This window comes from Cryobacterium sp. W22_MBD10_FK3 (assembly GCF_052113745.1).
Classification (GTDB): Bacteria; Actinomycetota; Actinomycetes; order Actinomycetales; family Microbacteriaceae; genus Cryobacterium.
This window is the reverse complement of the sequence record NZ_JBGQOH010000003.1, coordinates 22303-38274: the sequence shown is the minus strand read 5'-3', so window position 1 is coordinate 38274 and position 15972 is coordinate 22303. Positions and strand designations below refer to the sequence as shown.

At 68.4% G+C, this 15972-nt stretch carries 15 protein-coding genes; 10 read left to right on the top strand and 5 right to left on the bottom strand.

Going from position 1 to position 15972, the window contains the following annotated elements; translation table 11 throughout:
* Window positions 1–61 precede the first annotated feature (61 nt).
* From ACEN2M_RS04825 to ACEN2M_RS04810, 4 genes are read right to left on the bottom strand one after another with little or no spacing between them, the layout of a single operon-like run.
* On the bottom strand, window positions 62–1129 hold the full coding sequence (locus tag ACEN2M_RS04825; protein ID WP_441647004.1) for a YihY/virulence factor BrkB family protein: 1068 nt from the start codon (window positions 1127–1129) through the stop codon (window positions 62–64).
* Between the two features lie 47 nt (window positions 1130–1176).
* On the bottom strand, window positions 1177–1752 hold the full coding sequence (locus tag ACEN2M_RS04820; RefSeq protein WP_441647003.1) for a DUF3618 domain-containing protein: 576 nt from the start codon (window positions 1750–1752) through the stop codon (window positions 1177–1179).
* Window positions 1749–2165 (bottom strand): phage holin family protein, encoded by a 417-nt coding sequence (locus ACEN2M_RS04815; protein WP_441647002.1) that lies wholly within the window; start codon window positions 2163–2165, stop codon window positions 1749–1751. Before ACEN2M_RS04815 ends, ACEN2M_RS04820 begins: the two co-directional genes overlap by 4 nt.
* Complete coding sequence (locus ACEN2M_RS04810) at window positions 2158–2874, bottom strand: hypothetical protein (protein ID WP_441647001.1); 717 nt, start codon at window positions 2872–2874, stop codon at window positions 2158–2160. Before ACEN2M_RS04810 ends, ACEN2M_RS04815 begins: the two co-directional genes overlap by 8 nt.
* A gap of 376 nt (window positions 2875–3250) precedes the next feature.
* Between ACEN2M_RS04810 and ACEN2M_RS04805 the strand changes: the two genes are divergently transcribed.
* The 5 genes from ACEN2M_RS04805 to ACEN2M_RS04785 all read left to right on the top strand — a co-directional run bounded on the left by ACEN2M_RS04805 (window position 3251) and on the right by ACEN2M_RS04785 (window position 7524).
* Entirely contained in the window at window positions 3251–3922 is a 672-nt protein-coding gene (locus ACEN2M_RS04805) for a hypothetical protein (RefSeq protein ID WP_441647000.1), read from the top strand.
* Window positions 3923–4026: 104 nt separating this feature from the next.
* Window positions 4027–4857 carry a DUF2382 domain-containing protein gene (locus ACEN2M_RS04800; RefSeq protein WP_441646999.1) on the top strand — a complete coding sequence of 277 codons (831 nt, stop codon included), beginning with the start codon at window positions 4027–4029 and terminating at the stop codon, window positions 4855–4857.
* Window positions 4858–5002: 145 nt separating this feature from the next.
* Window positions 5003–5884: an SDR family oxidoreductase gene (locus ACEN2M_RS04795; RefSeq protein WP_441646998.1), complete on the top strand. Its 882-nt coding sequence runs from the start codon at window positions 5003–5005 to the stop codon at window positions 5882–5884.
* The gene (locus ACEN2M_RS04790) at window positions 5874–6662 is read left to right on the top strand and encodes a histidine phosphatase family protein (RefSeq protein WP_441646997.1); all 789 of its coding nucleotides are present in this window, start codon (window positions 5874–5876) and stop codon (window positions 6660–6662) included. Before ACEN2M_RS04795 ends, ACEN2M_RS04790 begins: the two co-directional genes overlap by 11 nt.
* Entirely contained in the window at window positions 6646–7524 is an 879-nt protein-coding gene (locus tag ACEN2M_RS04785; protein WP_441646996.1) for an NAD(P)H-hydrate dehydratase, read from the top strand. The genes ACEN2M_RS04790 and ACEN2M_RS04785 overlap by 17 nt, the downstream gene beginning before the upstream one ends.
* A 33-nt stretch (window positions 7525–7557) precedes the next feature.
* Here the strand turns inward: ACEN2M_RS04785 and ACEN2M_RS04780 are convergent, their stop codons facing one another.
* Window positions 7558–8547: a LacI family DNA-binding transcriptional regulator gene (locus ACEN2M_RS04780; RefSeq protein ID WP_441647192.1), complete on the bottom strand. Its 990-nt coding sequence runs from the start codon at window positions 8545–8547 to the stop codon at window positions 7558–7560.
* Window positions 8548–8793: 246 nt separating this feature from the next.
* On the opposite strand from ACEN2M_RS04780, the gene ACEN2M_RS04775 reads away from it, so the two are divergent.
* The 5 genes from ACEN2M_RS04775 to ACEN2M_RS04755 all read left to right on the top strand — a co-directional run bounded on the left by ACEN2M_RS04775 (window position 8794) and on the right by ACEN2M_RS04755 (window position 15970).
* Complete coding sequence (locus ACEN2M_RS04775) at window positions 8794–9735, top strand: carbohydrate ABC transporter permease (RefSeq protein WP_441646995.1); 942 nt, start codon at window positions 8794–8796, stop codon at window positions 9733–9735.
* 1 nt (window position 9736) lies between these two features.
* A complete protein-coding gene (locus tag ACEN2M_RS04770; RefSeq protein ID WP_441646994.1) occupies window positions 9737–10684 on the top strand; it encodes a carbohydrate ABC transporter permease in 948 nt (315 codons plus the stop codon).
* 117 nt (window positions 10685–10801) lie between these two features.
* Window positions 10802–12154: an ABC transporter substrate-binding protein gene (locus tag ACEN2M_RS04765; protein ID WP_441646993.1), complete on the top strand. Its 1353-nt coding sequence runs from the start codon at window positions 10802–10804 to the stop codon at window positions 12152–12154.
* Between the two features lie 85 nt (window positions 12155–12239).
* A complete protein-coding gene (arfA, locus tag ACEN2M_RS04760) occupies window positions 12240–13778 on the top strand; it encodes an arabinosylfuranosidase ArfA (RefSeq protein ID WP_441647191.1) in 1539 nt (512 codons plus the stop codon).
* Window positions 13775–15970 carry a beta-galactosidase gene (locus ACEN2M_RS04755; RefSeq protein WP_441646992.1) on the top strand — a complete coding sequence of 732 codons (2196 nt, stop codon included), beginning with the start codon at window positions 13775–13777 and terminating at the stop codon, window positions 15968–15970. Before arfA ends, ACEN2M_RS04755 begins: the two co-directional genes overlap by 4 nt.
* Window positions 15971–15972: the final 2 nt, after the last annotated feature.

Below are 15972 nucleotides of genomic sequence, written 5' to 3'. Positions count from 1 at the left end.
TGATGGGCAAACCAGCGCAGACCGGTGCGGTCGCGCGGTGACAATACGGTGGTGCGGTGCGTCAGCGCTTTGTGTCGAGGCGGTCGGCGGCGTCAGTGCGAATCCGCCGGCCGTCGGCGATGTCCGCCCGTTCCTTGTCGGCGGCCTTGTCGCTCTTGCGGGTGTCCCGCGGCGGCAGCTGGATGTCTTCCTCTGCCGCGATGCCGGCCTGCAGCTGGCGGCCGCGCTCCAGCTCGGCGTCGAACTCGGCACCGAACAGCAGCGCGAGGTTCGCGATCCAGAGCCAGAGCAGGAACACCACCACACCGGCCAGCGACCCGTAGGTGCGGTCGTAGTTGGAGAAGTTGGTGATGTAGAGCCCGAACAGGAACGAGGCAATCACCAGGGTGATCAGCGCGAGCAGCGCGCCCAGGCTGATCCAGCGAAACTTGGGCTGCTTGGCGTTCGGGGTGGCGTAGTAGAGGATCGCGATGATCAGCACCGCGGCCAGGGCCAGGATCGGCCACTTCGCGATGGACCAGACGACCTGCACGGTCTCGCCGAGGCCGAGGGCGCTACCCACGGCATCCGTGACGGGGCCGGACACGATCAGGATCACGAGCATGATCATGATCAGGAGGATGGTGACGATCGTCACGAACAGCTGCATCGGGCGCAGCTTCCAGAACGGCCGGCCCTCTTCGATTTCGTAGATCCGGTTCATGGCCCGGCTGAACGCGCCGACGTAGCCGGATGCCGACCAGATGGCAAGCACGATACCGAAAATCAGGGCGAACCCGGCGGACGGCGACGAGCTGAACTGCTCGAGCGGTTCGCGCAGCACATCGGCCGTGCCGCCGGGAGCCACCTGGTTGACGAGGTTGAGAATGGTGTCGACGGACCGCTCGCCCTGGCCGAAAACGCCCAGCAGCGAGATCAACGCGATCAGCGCCGGGAACAGCGCCAGCACGGCGTAGTAGGTCAGCGCCGCCGCGATATCGGTGCACTGGTCGGCGGTGAACTCGCGCAGAGTCTTCTTCAGCGCGTACTTCCACGACGGTTTGCTCACCTCGCCCGGCGAATCCGGCTTGCGGGGATCGTCGGGCGAGGGCGCGGTGGCGTCCTTCTCACTGGTGTCGTTGCGGGCCACCGGAACATCTCCTCGTTCTCGTTGTGTGGATGGTGCAGGCGCCGCAGCTAGACGGTGCCCTGGCCGGCGTGCTTGGCCGTGTCACGCACCTCGTCGGCGGACGACGTGGTTTCGGACTTCACGGTGTCGGCGGCATCCGTCGCGGTGCCCTTGACGGCGTCGGCGGCGTCGGCGAGGGGCTGCTTGAGGTTCTCGCCCACGTCCTTGGCGGCGTCCTTCACCTCGCTCAGCAGCGGTTCCGCGGCCTCCTTCACGTTGGCCGCAACCTTCTTCTCGACAGTGCTGGCGGGCAGCAGCGACGACGCCAGCCAGCCGACACCGAACGCGATCAGGCCCACCGCAAGCGGGTTGCCCTTGACCTGGGAGGCCGCGTTGTGAGCGCTGCCCGACACGCCGCCGGCCGCGCCGCCGATGGAGTCGCCGACGTCTGAAGCTGTGCCCATGACCTTGTCCTTCGCAGAGTTGAAAACGCCTTTGACCTTGTCTTTCTGGCGGTCCATGATCTTGCCTGGCGTGACCTTGTCGGCCAGTGCATCCACGTCGGCGCCGAGACCCCGACGGGTCTCTTCGATTTGGCTCCGCAGAACCTCGGGATCAGTGCTTGATGCGTCATAGGTGCTCATCGGTTTTCCTCGTTTCGTTTCAATGCGTCAGGAATCTGCTTCAGGGTGTCGACGGTCTCGGGCGCGCCCTTGATGGCCTTCATTTCCTTGCGGCCGAGCACAAAGAGCACGGCGGCAACAATGCCCCAGACAACGGCGACGATCACGGCCGCCCAGGCGATGTCGATGACGTGTCCGAGTCCCCACCACGCGGCGAAGGACAGGAAGAGCACGGTGAGGTGGCCGGCATAGCCGGCCCCGCCGAGCATCCCCGCTCCCTTGCCGGCGCGGGTGGCAGACTGCCTGACCTCGGCCTTGGCCAGTTCGACCTCCTGGCGCATCAGCACCGAGACATCGCGGGTGACCTCGCTCAGCAGGTCGCCGAGTGAGGTGTCTGCCGCCTTGCGTTCGGACGGAGTGGGCACGTCACTCATTGCGGTTCTCCGTGTACTGCGGGTACTCCGCCGCCAGCGGAGTGCCGACGCCGGAGGTGGTGGTCGGCGTGGTGGGGGTCTCGAAGGGGGTGTCGATTCCGGTGGTGGCCCCCACGCCGTAGTCGGTGCCGACGCCGGTGGGCGCGGCGGGGGTGCCGGTTCCGTTCGAGCCGGTGTCGGAGGAGTCCTTGGCCTCGGCGATGACCGAGCGGGTCAGCCGGCCGGCGACCACGCCCGCGACGGCGGCGATTGCGATGAACATGCCGGGCCTGCGGCGGGCGTAACCTTTGACCTCGTTGAGGAGGGCACCCGGGTCGCGCTGGTCCAGCCAATCGGCGATCCCAGCGGCGCGCGATGCGGCCTGGTGTGCGAGGTCGCTGGCCACGCCCTGGGTGTCAGACTTGTCGGCCATTGAACCGAGTTCGTCGCCGAGGGTGCGGATGCCCGAAGCGACCCGCTTCTGCTGCGCGGCCGCTTGGTCGGCGAGTTCGCCCTGCGTCTGGCGGTAGAGGTCCTTGGCTTGCTGCCTGGTCTCGCTCCCGACCTTGCGCAGCTCGTCCTTGGCGACGCCGGCGACGTGCTGGCCGGCGGCGACCGAAGTGTCCTTCACTTCGGCGGCGCGTTCCTTGGCATCGGGACCGCTGTCGGACGCCGCGTTGGTGCCGAGATTGGGCGTTCCCGGTGTGGATGCTGGATAGGTGTTCGACATGACTCTCCTTGAGAAATCGATGTGGGTGAGACGCCGGCTCTCGACGTCTGTGCCGTGATGCCAATATTTTGTGATGGCCACAGCCCGATTTCAAGCAGTCTGAGAGAACCCGCGCAGATTGTTTTTTTCCGTGACGATTCAGGATTTTCGCCGTCTATTAAGACCAGGCAGGTGTTGCTCCGGTGCCGCTGGAGGGGGTAGCGGTGGTCCCAAATGGGGGGTATTTTGCGGCGCCGGTTGTGAGCAGAAAAGTTCACCGAACGGCGTGACATCGTGTCGGTTTCCTTCGTCTACGAGGTAGGCCCGGATATGAATCCGACGTGCAGCCCGGCTGCACCGCGGTCGTTCCCGGCACCATAGTTCGAAGGAGAACCTCATGACGTCAGCGCAGAACGAACCAGTGCAGAACCCGCGCGTGCAGAGCCCGAACCCCACTCCCGGCGGCACCGAACCCGTCGCCCGTGCGGCCACCAGCGGCAACACCGTGCGCGAAGATGTCGTCGCGAGGGAGAAGAACCAGTTCGGCGGAATGCAGTTTTTCACCGCGTTCTTCGGCTGGCTCACCGCCACAGGGGCGGCGGTGCTGCTCACCGCGCTTGTCGCCGGCGCCGGCGCTGCCGTCGGGCTCGGCAGCCAGGCCGACCCGGAACAGACCACTCAAGCCGCGGCCGAGAACGCGGCGACGGTCGGCCTGATCGGCGCGATCGCCCTGGGCGTGGTCGTGTTCGTCGCGTATTTCTGCGGCGGCTATGTGGCCGGCCGGATGGCCCGGTTCAGCGGTGCCAAGCAGGGCATCGCCGTGTGGCTCTGGGCATTGATCGTCGCCGTGGTGCTGGCTATCGTGGGCGCCATAGCGGGCAGCCAGTTCAACGTCCTCGCCGACCTGAACAGCTTCCCCCGCATTCCCATCAACGAGGGCGACCTCGCCCTGGGAAGCATTATCACGGCCATCGCGATTGCCGTCGTCAGCCTCGGCGGCGCGATCTTGGGCGGTCTCGCGGGAATGCGCTACCACCGCAAGGTCGACAAGGCCGGGCTCGGCCGTTAGCACAAAGATTGCCGAGCACCCTCGCAACAGCATCATCTTCAATTCGATCCACCGTGCCACCATCGCCGGGCAGCTCGTCCGGCGTGCGAAGTAGGAAGAGAGAAATGACAATGATCAACACCAACAACATCGATTCCCTCATCGGTGCCAACGTCGTCGACACCGAAGGCCGCAAGGTCGGCACCGTCGGCCAGGTGTACCTGGACTCGTCCACCAACCAGCCCAGCTGGGTCACGGTCAAGACCGGGCTGTTCGGAACCAGCGAGTCCTTTGCGCCGCTCGACAACGCCGATTGGACCGGAGGCGAACTCCGCATCGGCTTCGCGAAGGATCACGTGAAGGATGCCCCCCGCATCGACACCGACGGCTCGCTGGACAGCGCCGATGAAGACGCGCTCTACAGGTATTACGGCCTCAGCGGATCCACCGTCGGCCAGGGCACCGGCAACACCGGAACCTACGACGACACCCGCACGGATGCCACCGTGGGCGACCGCCGCACCGAGGGATACGACACCTCAGGGCCCACCACCGACGACGCGATGACCCGCTCCGAGGAGCAGCTGCGCGTTGGTAAGGAGCAGGTGTCCGCCGGTCGTGCCCGACTGCGCAAGCACGTGGTGACAGAAAACCAGACCGTCACCGTGCCGGTGAGCCGTGAGGAGGTCACCCTCGAGCGTGAACCCATCACCGACGCCAACCGCGCGGCCGCCACCTCCGGCCCCGACCTCAGCGACGAGGAGCACGAAGTGCAGCTCACCGAGGAGCGCGTGGTGGTGGACAAGGAAACGGTCCCGGTGGAACGGGTTCGCCTGGGCACCGAAACCGTGACCGAAGACCAGCGGGTCTCCGAAGACGTGCGCAAGGAAGAGATCGACTACGACGAGTCGGAGATCGACCGCAAGCGCCGCCGCGACCGCGACGACACCGTCTAAGACCGACACCACCCGCCGGGCCCCGGGGACGCACGACCCCGGGGCCCGGCGTCGGTCGGGTCACGGCACGAAATCCGTGGTCAGCACGACCGAGTCAAGCCCGAGGCGTCTCACCGCCGACCGCCACCACCCCGAGGAGAACCCTATGAGCACCCAGAGCGAAGACCCCACGACCAAGTACCACTCCGAGGGCTTTCCCAAGCAGGAGCAGAACCAGCCCGGTCTCACCGGCGCCACCGACCCCCGCCCCGACCACGGCGAAGACACCTACCAGGGCAGCGGCAAGCTCACCGGCAAGCGCGCCCTGATCACCGGCGGCGACTCGGGCATTGGTCGCGCGGTCGCGATCGCCTACGCCAGGGAGGGCGCCGATGTCGCCATCTCCTATCTGCCGGAGGAGCAGGAAGACGCCGAAGACACCGCAGCGCTGGTGCGCGCCGCGGGCCGCACCGCGCTGTTGCTGCCCGGCGACATCAGCGAGGAGGGGCACTGCATCTCCCTGGTGAACCAGACCGTCACCGAGCTGGGCGGGCTGGACATCCTGGTGTTGAACGCGGCCTACCAGGAGAACCGCGACGGCCTGGAGAACCTCTCCACCCGGGAGTTCGACAGGGTCTTCAAGACCAACCTCTACGCCACGCTCTGGATCGCGCGGGCGGCAATTCCGCACCTGGCTCCCGGCTCGTCGATCATCTCCACCTCGTCGATCCAGGCGTCGAGCCCGTCGCCGCAGCTCATCGACTACGCGATGACCAAGGCCGCCCTGGTGGCGTTCACCCAGGCGCTTGCACAGCAACTCGGTTCCACCGGGGTGCGGGTCAACGCCGTGGCGCCGGGCCCGATCTGGACCCCGCTGATCCCGGCGACGTCGTGGCCCGACAAGCTGCCCACCTTCGGCCAGGACACCCCGTTGGGCCGCGCCGGCCAGCCCGCCGAGCTGGCGTCGGCCTACGTGTTCCTCGCCTCGCCAGAGGCGTCGTACATCTCGGGCGCTGTCGTGCCCGTCACCGGCGGCCGTGGCTTCTGACCCGCAGCCCCCGCAGAGAGAGCGCACCGGCGGGGGCGCCACCTCGGTGCTGCTGGTGCGGCACGGGGAGAGCGCGGCGAACGTGGCGGCGACGGCGGCGGAGGTCGCCGGTGCCGAGATGATCGACATGCCGCTGCGCGACGCGGACGTTCCCCTCACCGACACCGGAACCGACCAGGCTCTCGCGATCCGGCACTGGCTGGATGCGCGCCCGGCCGCGGAGTACCCGGACTCGGTGTGGGTGTCGCCCTACCTGCGGGCGGCGGAGACCGCCCGCATCGCCCTCGGCGGCAGGCCGAACGGCATCCGTCGGGTGCACGACGAACGGCTGCGCGACCGCGAACTCGGCGTGCTCGACCTGCTCACCACCCGCGGTGTGCAGGCGCGGTTGCCGGGCGAAGCGGCCCGCCGCGAGCGACTGGGCAGGTTCTATTACCGGCCGCCTGGTGGCGAATCCTGGGCGGATGTGGCCCTGCGGCTGCGCTCCTTCCTCACCGAGCTCGACGCCGACAGCGTCGGTCCGTCGGCCCTGGTGGTGTCGCACGACGCGGTGATCCTGCTGCTCCGCATGGTGGGGGAGGGGCTCACCGAATCCGAGACCCTGCACCTGGCCCAGACCGAGCCCCTGCTGAACGCGTCGATCACCACGCTGGTGCGTGAGGGCCGGGGTTCGCCCTGGCGGGTGCGCACCTACAACGACGTCTCGCACCTGGTCGTGGCCGGTGCCACGGTCACCGCGCACACCTCGGCGGAGGATGCCGATGTCTCGCCGGACTGACCAGCCGACCACCCTGACGCCCGCCGTGCTGCGGGATTGGCCGTTGCCCGCCGGTGCCCAGTCCAAGTACGCCAGAGGCCAGATCCTGGTGATCGGCGGCGCCCGCAAGGCGCCTGGCGGGGCCCTGCTCGCCGGAACCGCGGCGTTGCGGGTGGGCGCCGGTCGGCTCACCCTGGGCGTGGGCGAGTCGGTGGCCGTGCCCTTGGCGGTGGCGGTGCCGGAGGCCGGCGTGGTGGGCCTGTCCGAAACCCCCGCCGGCGCCGTGCGGGGCGGTGACCTGGGCAGGGTGGCCGGCGAACTCGACGCCGCCGACGCCGTGGTGCTGGGCAGCGGGCTCGACGACGCCGACGAGGCCCGCGGCATGGTGGCGCTGCTGCCCCACGTGCTGGGCAGCTCCACGGCGCTGCTGCTCGACGCGTTCGCGCTCGGTGCGCTGGCGGGGCTGGGCGCTGATTTTCGCCCCGCCACCGAGCTCGTTCTCACGCCCAACCTGACCGAGGCCGGCCTGCTTCTCGGTCACGACATCGAGAACCACGAAGCCGACATCGAGCGCATCGCCGTGCGGTTCCGAGCCACGGTGAGCTGCCAGGGCGTCATTGCGGCGCCGACCGGACAGCGCTGGCTGGTGGGCACCGGTCAGGGCGGCCTGGGCATGTCGGGCAGCGGAGATGTGCTGGCCGGAGCCATCGGCGGCCTGCTCGCCAGGGGCGCCCCGCCGGAGCAGGCCGCGTGTTGGGGCACCTACCTGCACGCCGCCGCGGGAGACCGGCTGAACGCCCGGGTGGGGCCGACCGGGTATCTCGCCCGGGAACTGCTGCCGGAGCTGCCCGCCCTGCTGGCCGAGCTCGGGCAGCAGGCCTGAGCGGCCGGGACCCGGCACGGCAGCCGGCCCTGGTTAGCTCGGTGGCGGCGCGGTGCTGGCGCGCAGCACCAGGTGCGTGGGCACGATGGTGGTGCCGGGCACGGATGCGCCGGGGGAGTCGATCTGGCGCAGCAGCTTCTCGATGCAGAGCCGCCCCACCTGGCCGAAGTCCTGGTGCACGGTGGTCAGCGGAGGCCAGAAGGCATCCGCCTCGCGCATGTCGTCGAAGCCCACCACGCTGCAGGAGGCGGGCACCGACCGGCCGGCTTCGTGCATGGCGCGCATCACGCCGAGGGCCATCTGGTCGTTCGAGGCGAAGATCGCCGTCACGGCCGGGTCCGCGGCGAGCCGTCTGCCGTGCTCGTAGCCGCTCTGCGCGTTCCAGTCGCCTTCCAGCACCGGCGGCACGAGCGCGCCGGCCGCCTTGAGGGTCGCGCGCCACGAGGCGGTGCGGCGTCCGGCCGAAAACGACGACTCCGGCCCGGCGATGTGCCAGACCGTCTTGTGGCCGAGGTCGAGCAGGTGCTGGGTGGCCAGCCGGGCGCCCTCGGTCTGGTCGGTGTCCACCACGGTGTAGCGGGCGCCGGCGTCGGAGTCGACGATCACCACGGGCAACCCGGTCGGCACCGTCACATCGATCCGGTCCAGGATGTGCGCTTCCATGATGATCACGATGCCGTCGACGGCCTGCTCGGCCAACCGGTTCACCGCGCCGGCCACGGCGCCCTGGGTGGGCAGCGCCACCGGAATCAGGGTGATCGAGTAGCCGGCCTCGGCCGCGGCGGTGGCCACGGCGTCGAGAGTGCGCATGTTGCCGAAGCTCGACAGGGTGAACATGATCACGCCGATGGTGCTGAACCGGCCCGACTTCAGCGCGCGGGCGGCGCTGTTGGGCCGGTAGCCGATCTCGTCCATGGCGGCGAGCACGCGGTCGCGGGTGTCGGTGTCCACGTTGCTGCGCCCGTTCACCACCCGCGAAACGGTCTGGGAAGAGACGCCGGCCAGCGCGGCGACATCCGCCATCGAGGGCAGCCGCTGCACGACGCGGGTCGAAACTGCACCGGACGTGCCGGGTGCCGTGGCGGATGCGCCGGGAACGGCCGTCTCGCCGCCTGCCGGGCTGATCGTTGCCACGTGCCCTCCCGGGTCAAAAAAAGTTTCAGGATGTTTACGTAAACATGCTAGCGTGCTTACACGTCATGTTTACGTAAACATGATCGGCGGGTTCCACCATCCGTCGCACCACCCTATCGAGCCAGAGAAGCAGGCATGACGACGCTGTCAACACTCCCCCCTAGTGGCCAGACACGGAGAGGTGCGGTTGTGCGCCCCCGCAAGCCGCAGACGCAGAAGCGCGACTGGACCGGCTGGAAGTTCGTGGGCCCGTTCATGATCGTTTTCGCCCTCGTGCTCATCGCCCCGGTGCTCTACTCGATCTACCTCTCCTTCTTCAAGGACCAGCTGGTCGGCGGCAACTCCTTCGTCGGGTTCGAGAACTACGGCCAGGCGCTCACCGATCCCAAGTTCTGGGAATCCATGGGCCGGGTCACCCTGTTCTTCGTCGTGCAGGTGCCCATCATGCTCGGCATCGCCCTCTTCGCCGCGCTCGCGATCGACAGCGCCCGCCTGCACCTGTCCAGCTTCTTCCGCATCGCGATCTTCCTGCCATACGCGGTTCCCGCCGTGGTCGCCACCCTCATGTGGGGCTTCATGTACGGCACCAAGTTCGGCCTGGTCGGCAACCTCAACGAGTTCTTCGCCATCGCCATCCCCAACCCGCTGGGCAGCACCTGGGTGCTCGCCGCGATCGGCAACATCGTCACCTGGGAATTCATCGGCTACAACATGATCCTGTTCTATGCCGCCCTGCGGGTGATCCCCACCGACCTCTACGAGGCCGCGTCGCTCGACGGCGCCGGCGCGTTCCGCATCATCCGCAGCATCAAGATGCCCGCGCTGCGCCCGGCCATCGTGATCGGCGGCATCTTCAGCGTGATCGGCAGCTTCCAGCTGTTCAACGAGCCGAGCATCCTGCAGTCGCTGGCGCCCAACACCATCTCCACCTACTTCTCGCCGAACATGTACGCCTACAACCTGTCGTTCTCGGGTCAGCAGTACAACTACTCGGCCACCATCGCGATCATCGTCGGCCTCATCACCGCCGTCATCGCCTACATCGTGCAGAACTCCGGATCCAGGAAGGAGGCCTGAGATGTCGACCACTGACCAGACCCAAGTGAGCAACAAGGCCGACAAGGCGCCGCGGATGTCCCGCTACACCAGCGAGAAGAAGGCCGGCAAGTCCAACCAGGGCCTGCACACCAAGAAGTCCATCATCCTCACCGTGATCATGGGCGCCCTGCTGATCTACAGCCTGCTGCCCCTGTTCTGGCTGTTCGTGAACTCCACCAAGACCCAGGCCGAGCTGCTCAACTCGTTCGGCCTCTGGTTCTCGGGCGACTTCGCCCTCTGGGACAACATCGTCGCCACGCTCAGCTACAACGACGGCGTCTTCGTGCGCTGGTTCGCCAACACGGTGCTCTACGTGGTCGTCGGCGCCGGCGGCGCCACCTTCCTCGCGGCGCTCGGCGGCTACGGCCTGGCCAAGTTCAACTTCCCCGGCAAGAAGGCCGTCTTCGCCGTCGTCCTCGGCGCCGTCGCCATCCCCGGCACGGCCCTCGCGGTGCCGACCTTCCTCATGTTCAGTCAGATGGGCCTCACCAACACCCCGTGGGCGGTCATCCTGCCCTCCCTGATCAGCCCGTTCGGCCTGTACCTGATCTGGACCTACGCCATGGACGCGGTGCCCACCGAGGTGCTCGAGGCCGCGCGAATGGATGGTTCGGGCGAGTTCCGCACCTTCTTCACCATCTCGCTCAAGCTGCTGGCCCCCGGCCTCGTCACGGTGCTCCTGTTCACGCTCGTGGCCACCTGGAACAACTACTTCCTGCCCCTGATCATGCTCAGCGAACCCACCTGGTACCCGCTGACCGTGGGCCTGAAGCAGTGGAACATGCAGGCCCAGACCGTGGGCGGCGACGTCATCTACAACCTCGTCATCACCGGGTCGCTGCTCACGATCGTTCCGATCGTCGTCGCGTTCCTCTTCCTGCAGCGCTACTGGCAGTCCGGCCTCGCCGCCGGCTCCGTCAAGGCGTAGCCCCTCGAACCGATCCATCCAGCCTTACCCGCACGACCGCACGACCCGCACGACAACCCGCACCATCCTTCATTCGCAGCACCGAACATCCGTTTACAAGGAAGTGAAAGGCACATCATGAAAGCAGCACACAGCCCCAAGCGCCTGCGCCGCACCGCGCTCGTCGTAGCCAGCGGACTGGCCCTCGGCCTGTCCCTGGCCGCCTGCTCGTCGACCGGCGGAGGCGGAGCCGAGAGCGGCACCGCCGACGACATCGAGGCCGCCCTGCAGGAAGAAACCACCCTCACCGTCTGGGCCTGGGCCCCGGCCGTTGAAGAGATCGCCACCGCGTTCGAGAAGAAGTACCCCAAGGTCACGGTCGACGTGGTCAACGCCGGCACCGGCAACGACCAGTACATCAAGCTGCAGAACGCGATCAAGGCCAAATCCGGCGCCCCCGACGTGGCCCAGATCGAGTACTACGCGCTGCCCCAGTTCGCCCTCTCCGACGCCCTCGTCGACCTCACCGACTTCGGCCTGGACTCGCTCGAAGACCAGTACACCGCCAGCACCTGGGGTTCGGTGAACCTCGACGGCGGCGTCTACGCCCTCCCGCAGGACTCCGGCCCCATGGCCATGTTCTACAACAAGGCCGTCTTCGACCAGTACGGCCTCACCGTGCCCACCACCTGGGACGAGTACATCGCCACGGCCGAGCAGCTGCACGCGGCCAACCCGAACGCGTACATCACCAACGACACCGGCGACGCCGGCTTCGCCACCAGCATGATCTGGCAGGCCGGCGGCCAGCCGTTCACCACCACCGACTCCACCGACGTGAAGATCAACCTGCAGGACGAGGGCTCGAAGAAGTTCGCCGACACCTGGAACCAGCTCGTTGAGAAGGACCTCATTGCCCCGACCTCCAGCTGGAGCGACGAGTGGTACCGCGGCCTGGGCGACGGCACCATCGCCACGCTCAACATCGGCGCCTGGATGCCCGGCAACCTCGAGTCCGGCGTGCCGGAAGCATCCGGCGACTGGCGGGTAGCCCCGCTGCCCGTCTACGAGGCCGGCGACACCGCCAGCGCCGAGAACGGCGGCGGCGGCGACGCCGTGCTCGCCCAGAGCAAGAACAAGCTCGCCGCGGCAGGCTTCGTCGAGTTCATGAACGCCGGTGAAGGCGCCCAGATCTCCATCGACGCCGGCGGCTTCCCGTCCACCGTCGCCGACCTCGAGTCCGACGAATTCCTCGGCTACGAGAGCGAGTACTTCGGCGGCCAGAAGATCAACGAGGTTCTCGTGCAGTCCGCCAGCGACGTCGTCAAGGGCTGGAGCTACCTGCCGTTCCAGGTCTACTCGAACAGCATCTTCTCCGACACCGTCGGCCAGTCCTACGCCAACAAGTCCGACCTGAACGCGGGCCTGACCGACTGGCAGAAGGCCATCGCTGCCTACGGCAACGAGCAGGGCTTCACGGTCACCGAGTAACCCACGCAGTCAGCGGAGGGTGGGCCAGTCCAACCGGGTGGCCCACCCTTCGCGCATCATCAGCCTTCAACCAGAGGACCTCTTCGTGTTCCACGCCCGGCTCAGCATCACCCGCGACGACGTGATCGCCCCCGTCTCGGCGCGTCTCTTCGGCTCCTTCGTCGAGCACATGGGCCGCTCCGTCTACACAGGCATCTACGAGCCCGGCCACCCCACCGCCACAGCGGATGGCTTCCGCCAAGACGTGCTCGACCTCGTGCGTGAACTGAACCCCAGCCTGATCCGCTACCCGGGCGGCAACTTCGTGTCGGGTTTCCGCTGGGAAGACAGCGTCGGGCCCCGCTCGGAGCGCCCCACCCGCCTGGACCTGGCCTGGCATTCCGTGGAGACCAACGAGGTGGGCCTGCACGAATTCGCCGACTGGGCGGATGCGGCCCAGGTCGAGGTCATGCAGGCCGTCAACCTCGGCACCCGCGGCATCGCCGCCGCCGCTGCCCTGCTCGAATACTCCAACCACCCCGGCGGCACCGCGCTCAGCGACCAGCGCCAGGCCAACGGGCGCACCGAACCGTTCGGCATCCGCGTCTGGTGCCTCGGCAACGAGATGGACGGCCCCTGGCAGATCGGCCACAAGACCGCCGACGAGTACGGCCGCCTCGCCGCCGAGACCGCCCGGGTGATGAAGTGGGTCGACCCCACCATCGAACTCGTCGTGGCCGGCAGCTCCAACGCCGAGATGCCCACCTTCGGCAGCTGGGAACGCACGGTGCTCGAGCACACGATTGAGCTCGTCGACCACATCTCGTTGCACGCCTACTACGAAGAGAAGCCCGGCGACCTGGGCAGCTTCCTCGCCTCGGGTGTGGCCCTGGACCGGTTCATCGGCGACGTGGCGCAGATCATCGACGAGGTCACCGTGGACCTCGGCCTCGACAAGCAGATCGGCATCAGCGTCGACGAGTGGAACGTCTGGTACCAGACCCGGTTCAACGAGGCCGGCAAAGAGCCGCTGTTCACCGGCGACTGGAACAGCCGTCCGCGCCTGATCGAAGACGAGTACAACGTGAGCGACGCCGTCGTCGTCGGCTCCCTGCTGATCTCCCTGCTCCGCAACAGCGACAGGGTCACCATGGCCAACCTCGCCCAGCTCGTGAACGTGATCGCGCCGATCCGCTCCGAACCGGGCGGCCCCGCCTGGCGCCAGACCACCTTCTTCCCCTTCGCCCGCACCGCCACCGCCGCCCGCGGCGAGGTGTTGGCCGCCACCATCCACTCAGACACCTACGAGACGGCAGCCCACGGCACCGTCGACCTCGTGGATGCCGCCGTCACCGCTACCGACGAGGAGATCGTCTTGTTCCTGGTCAACCGCTCCACTTCCGACCCGCTCACCCTCGAGGTGGACCTGGCCGGCGCCCCCGCCGGCTCCGTGCTCTCGGCCGAGAGCCTGCACGCGCCCCAGGGCGGTGACAGGTTCTCGACCAACGCCGTCGACCATCAGCACACGGTGCAGCCGGCGCCGCTCACGGAGGTGACGCTGACCGACGACGGCACCGCCGCCACCATCGTGCTGCCCGCCCTGTCCTGGTCCATCGTTCGCCTCTCCGCCCGGGCCGCAGCATGAGCGCCCCTGCGTCCACCGTTACGAGCACGACCGACGCGACCACCGAACCGCGCTGGGTGCGCTGGCCCGAGGCGCACACCCTCGCCGACGGCACCGAGAGCCTGCCCGCCGGCGCCGCCCGCATCGGCTACGGCGCCGACTACAACCCCGAACAGTGGCCCGAAGAGGTCTGGGCCGACGACATGCGGCTCATGCGCGAGGCCGGCGTCAACATCGTCAGCATCGGCATCTTCTCCTGGGCGCTGCTGCAGCCCACCCCCGACAGCTGGGACTTCGGCTGGCTGGACCGCGCCATCGACCTGCTGCACGCCAACGGCATCGCCGTGGACCTCGCCACCGCCACCGCCAGCCCGCCGCCGTGGCTCACCGAGGCGCACCCCGAGGTACTGCCGGTGAACCGGCAGGGTGAGACCATCTGGCCCGGCGGCCGCCAGCAGTGGCGCCCCACCTCACCCATCTTCCGCCGCTACGCCCTGGCGCTGGTGGAGAAGATGGCCACGCGCTACGCCGACCACCCCGCGCTGTCGATGTGGCACATCAGCAACGAGCTCGGCTGCCACAACGTCTACGACTTCTCCGACGACGCCGGGCGCGCCTTCCGCGACTGGCTCGAGGCCCGCTACGGCTCGCTCACCGAACTCAACCGGGCCTGGGGCACCGCGTTCTGGTCGCAGAACTACTCCACCTGGAACCAGATCCTGCCGCCGCGGCTGGCCGCGACGCATCCCAACCCCACCCAGCAGCTGGACTTCGCCAGGTTCTCCAGCGACGCCCTCAAGAACTACCTCGTCGCCGAGCGGGAGATCCTGCGCCAGGCGACCCCCGACGTGCCGATCACCACCAACTTCATGGTGATGGGCGAGACCCGCGGCATGGACTACGCCGACTGGGCCGGCGAGATCGACCTGGTCTCCAACGACCACTACCTGCTCGTGGCCGACCCGCAGGCCTTCGAGGAACTCTCCTTCTCCGCCAACCTCACCGGCCAGATCGCCGGCCGGGCGCCGTGGTTCCTGATGGAGCACTCCACCAGCGCCGTCAACTGGCAGCCGGTGAACCAGGCCAAGAGCCCCGGTCAGCTGCGCCGCGACAGCCTCACTCACCTCGCCCACGGCGCCGACGCGATCTGCTTCTTCCAGTGGCGCCAGTCCTTGGCCGGCGCCGAGAAGTTCCACTCCGCGATGCTCCCGCACGCCGGAGAGGACAGCACGGTGTTCCGGAGCGTCGCCAGATTCGGCCGCGAACTCGGCACCCTCGCCGAGGTCGCCGGCAGCCGCACCGCACAGGCCCGCATCGGCATCCTCTTCGACTGGGACTCCTGGTGGGCCTCCGAGCTCGACTCGCACCCCACCGAACTGCTGCGCTACAAGGCCGAGGCCATGGCCTGGTACACCGCCGCGCTCGCGAACGGCCTGCAGGCCGACATCGTGCCCGCCCGTTCGGTGCTGTCCGGGCCCGGCCTGGCCGGCTACGACGTGGTCATCGCGCCGATGCTCTACGTGGTGCCGCAGCCGTTGGCGGATGCCCTGGCCGACTTCGCCCGCACCGGCGGCCACCTGGTGGTCGGCGTGTTCTCCGGCATCGCCGACGCCGACGACCACATCCACCCCGGTGGCTACCCCGGTGCCTTCCGCGAGCTGCTCGGGGTGCGCGCCCAGGAGTTCGGCGGTCTGCTGGCCGGCCAGCGGGTGAAGCTCTCCGGCGACCTGCCGGCCGGCTCCACCGGCACGCTGCTCACCCACGACGTCACCGTGGCCGCCGACGTCGAGGTGCTCGCCCGCTTCGTGGACGGCCCGTTCCCCGGCGTGCCCGCCGTCACCAGCCGCATCGTGTCGGCCGACGCCGGTACTGCTGCCGACTCCGGTCGTGCGGGCCGGGCCAGCTTCGTGGCCACCGTGCTCGACCCCGACGCCCTCACGGCGCTGGTGGGCCGGTTCGCCGCGGCCGCCGAAATCGTCTCCCCGCTGCCGGATGCCGTGCACGGCATCGTGCAGCTCGCCGTGCGCCACACCGACACCACGGAGTACCTCTTCTATATCAACCACTCCGGCCACGCGGTCACGGTGGACCTCGGCAAGGCCGACGGCACCCTCGTGGCCGTCGACCTCGGCGGCAGCACCCTCGCCGCCGACTCCCTCACCCTGCCGGCCACCGGCGTCGCCGTGCTCAGCCGCACCCGAACGGAGGCCTGATC

Excerpts from the sequence above, each read along its gene's own strand:
- ACEN2M_RS04770 (WP_441646994.1), top strand. The coding sequence starts at position 9,737 with ATGTCGACCACTGACCAGACCCAAGTGAGCAACAAGGCCGACAAGGCG.
- ACEN2M_RS04805 (WP_441647000.1), top strand. The coding sequence starts at position 3,251 with ATGACGTCAGCGCAGAACGAACCAGTGCAGAACCCGCGCGTGCAGAGC.
- ACEN2M_RS04775 (WP_441646995.1), top strand. The coding sequence starts at position 8,794 with ATGACGACGCTGTCAACACTCCCCCCTAGTGGCCAGACACGGAGAGGT.
- ACEN2M_RS04795 (WP_441646998.1), top strand. The coding sequence starts at position 5,003 with ATGAGCACCCAGAGCGAAGACCCCACGACCAAGTACCACTCCGAGGGC.
- ACEN2M_RS04810 (WP_441647001.1), bottom strand. The coding sequence starts at position 2,874 with ATGTCGAACACCTATCCAGCATCCACACCGGGAACGCCCAATCTCGGC.
- ACEN2M_RS04785 (WP_441646996.1), top strand. The coding sequence starts at position 6,646 with ATGTCTCGCCGGACTGACCAGCCGACCACCCTGACGCCCGCCGTGCTG.
- ACEN2M_RS04780 (WP_441647192.1), bottom strand. The coding sequence starts at position 8,547 with ATGGCGGATGTCGCCGCGCTGGCCGGCGTCTCTTCCCAGACCGTTTCG.
- ACEN2M_RS04820 (WP_441647003.1), bottom strand. The coding sequence starts at position 1,752 with ATGAGCACCTATGACGCATCAAGCACTGATCCCGAGGTTCTGCGGAGC.
- ACEN2M_RS04815 (WP_441647002.1), bottom strand. The coding sequence starts at position 2,165 with ATGAGTGACGTGCCCACTCCGTCCGAACGCAAGGCGGCAGACACCTCA.
- ACEN2M_RS04800 (WP_441646999.1), top strand. The coding sequence starts at position 4,027 with ATGACAATGATCAACACCAACAACATCGATTCCCTCATCGGTGCCAAC.
- ACEN2M_RS04765 (WP_441646993.1), top strand. The coding sequence starts at position 10,802 with ATGAAAGCAGCACACAGCCCCAAGCGCCTGCGCCGCACCGCGCTCGTC.
- ACEN2M_RS04755 (WP_441646992.1), top strand. The coding sequence starts at position 13,775 with ATGAGCGCCCCTGCGTCCACCGTTACGAGCACGACCGACGCGACCACC.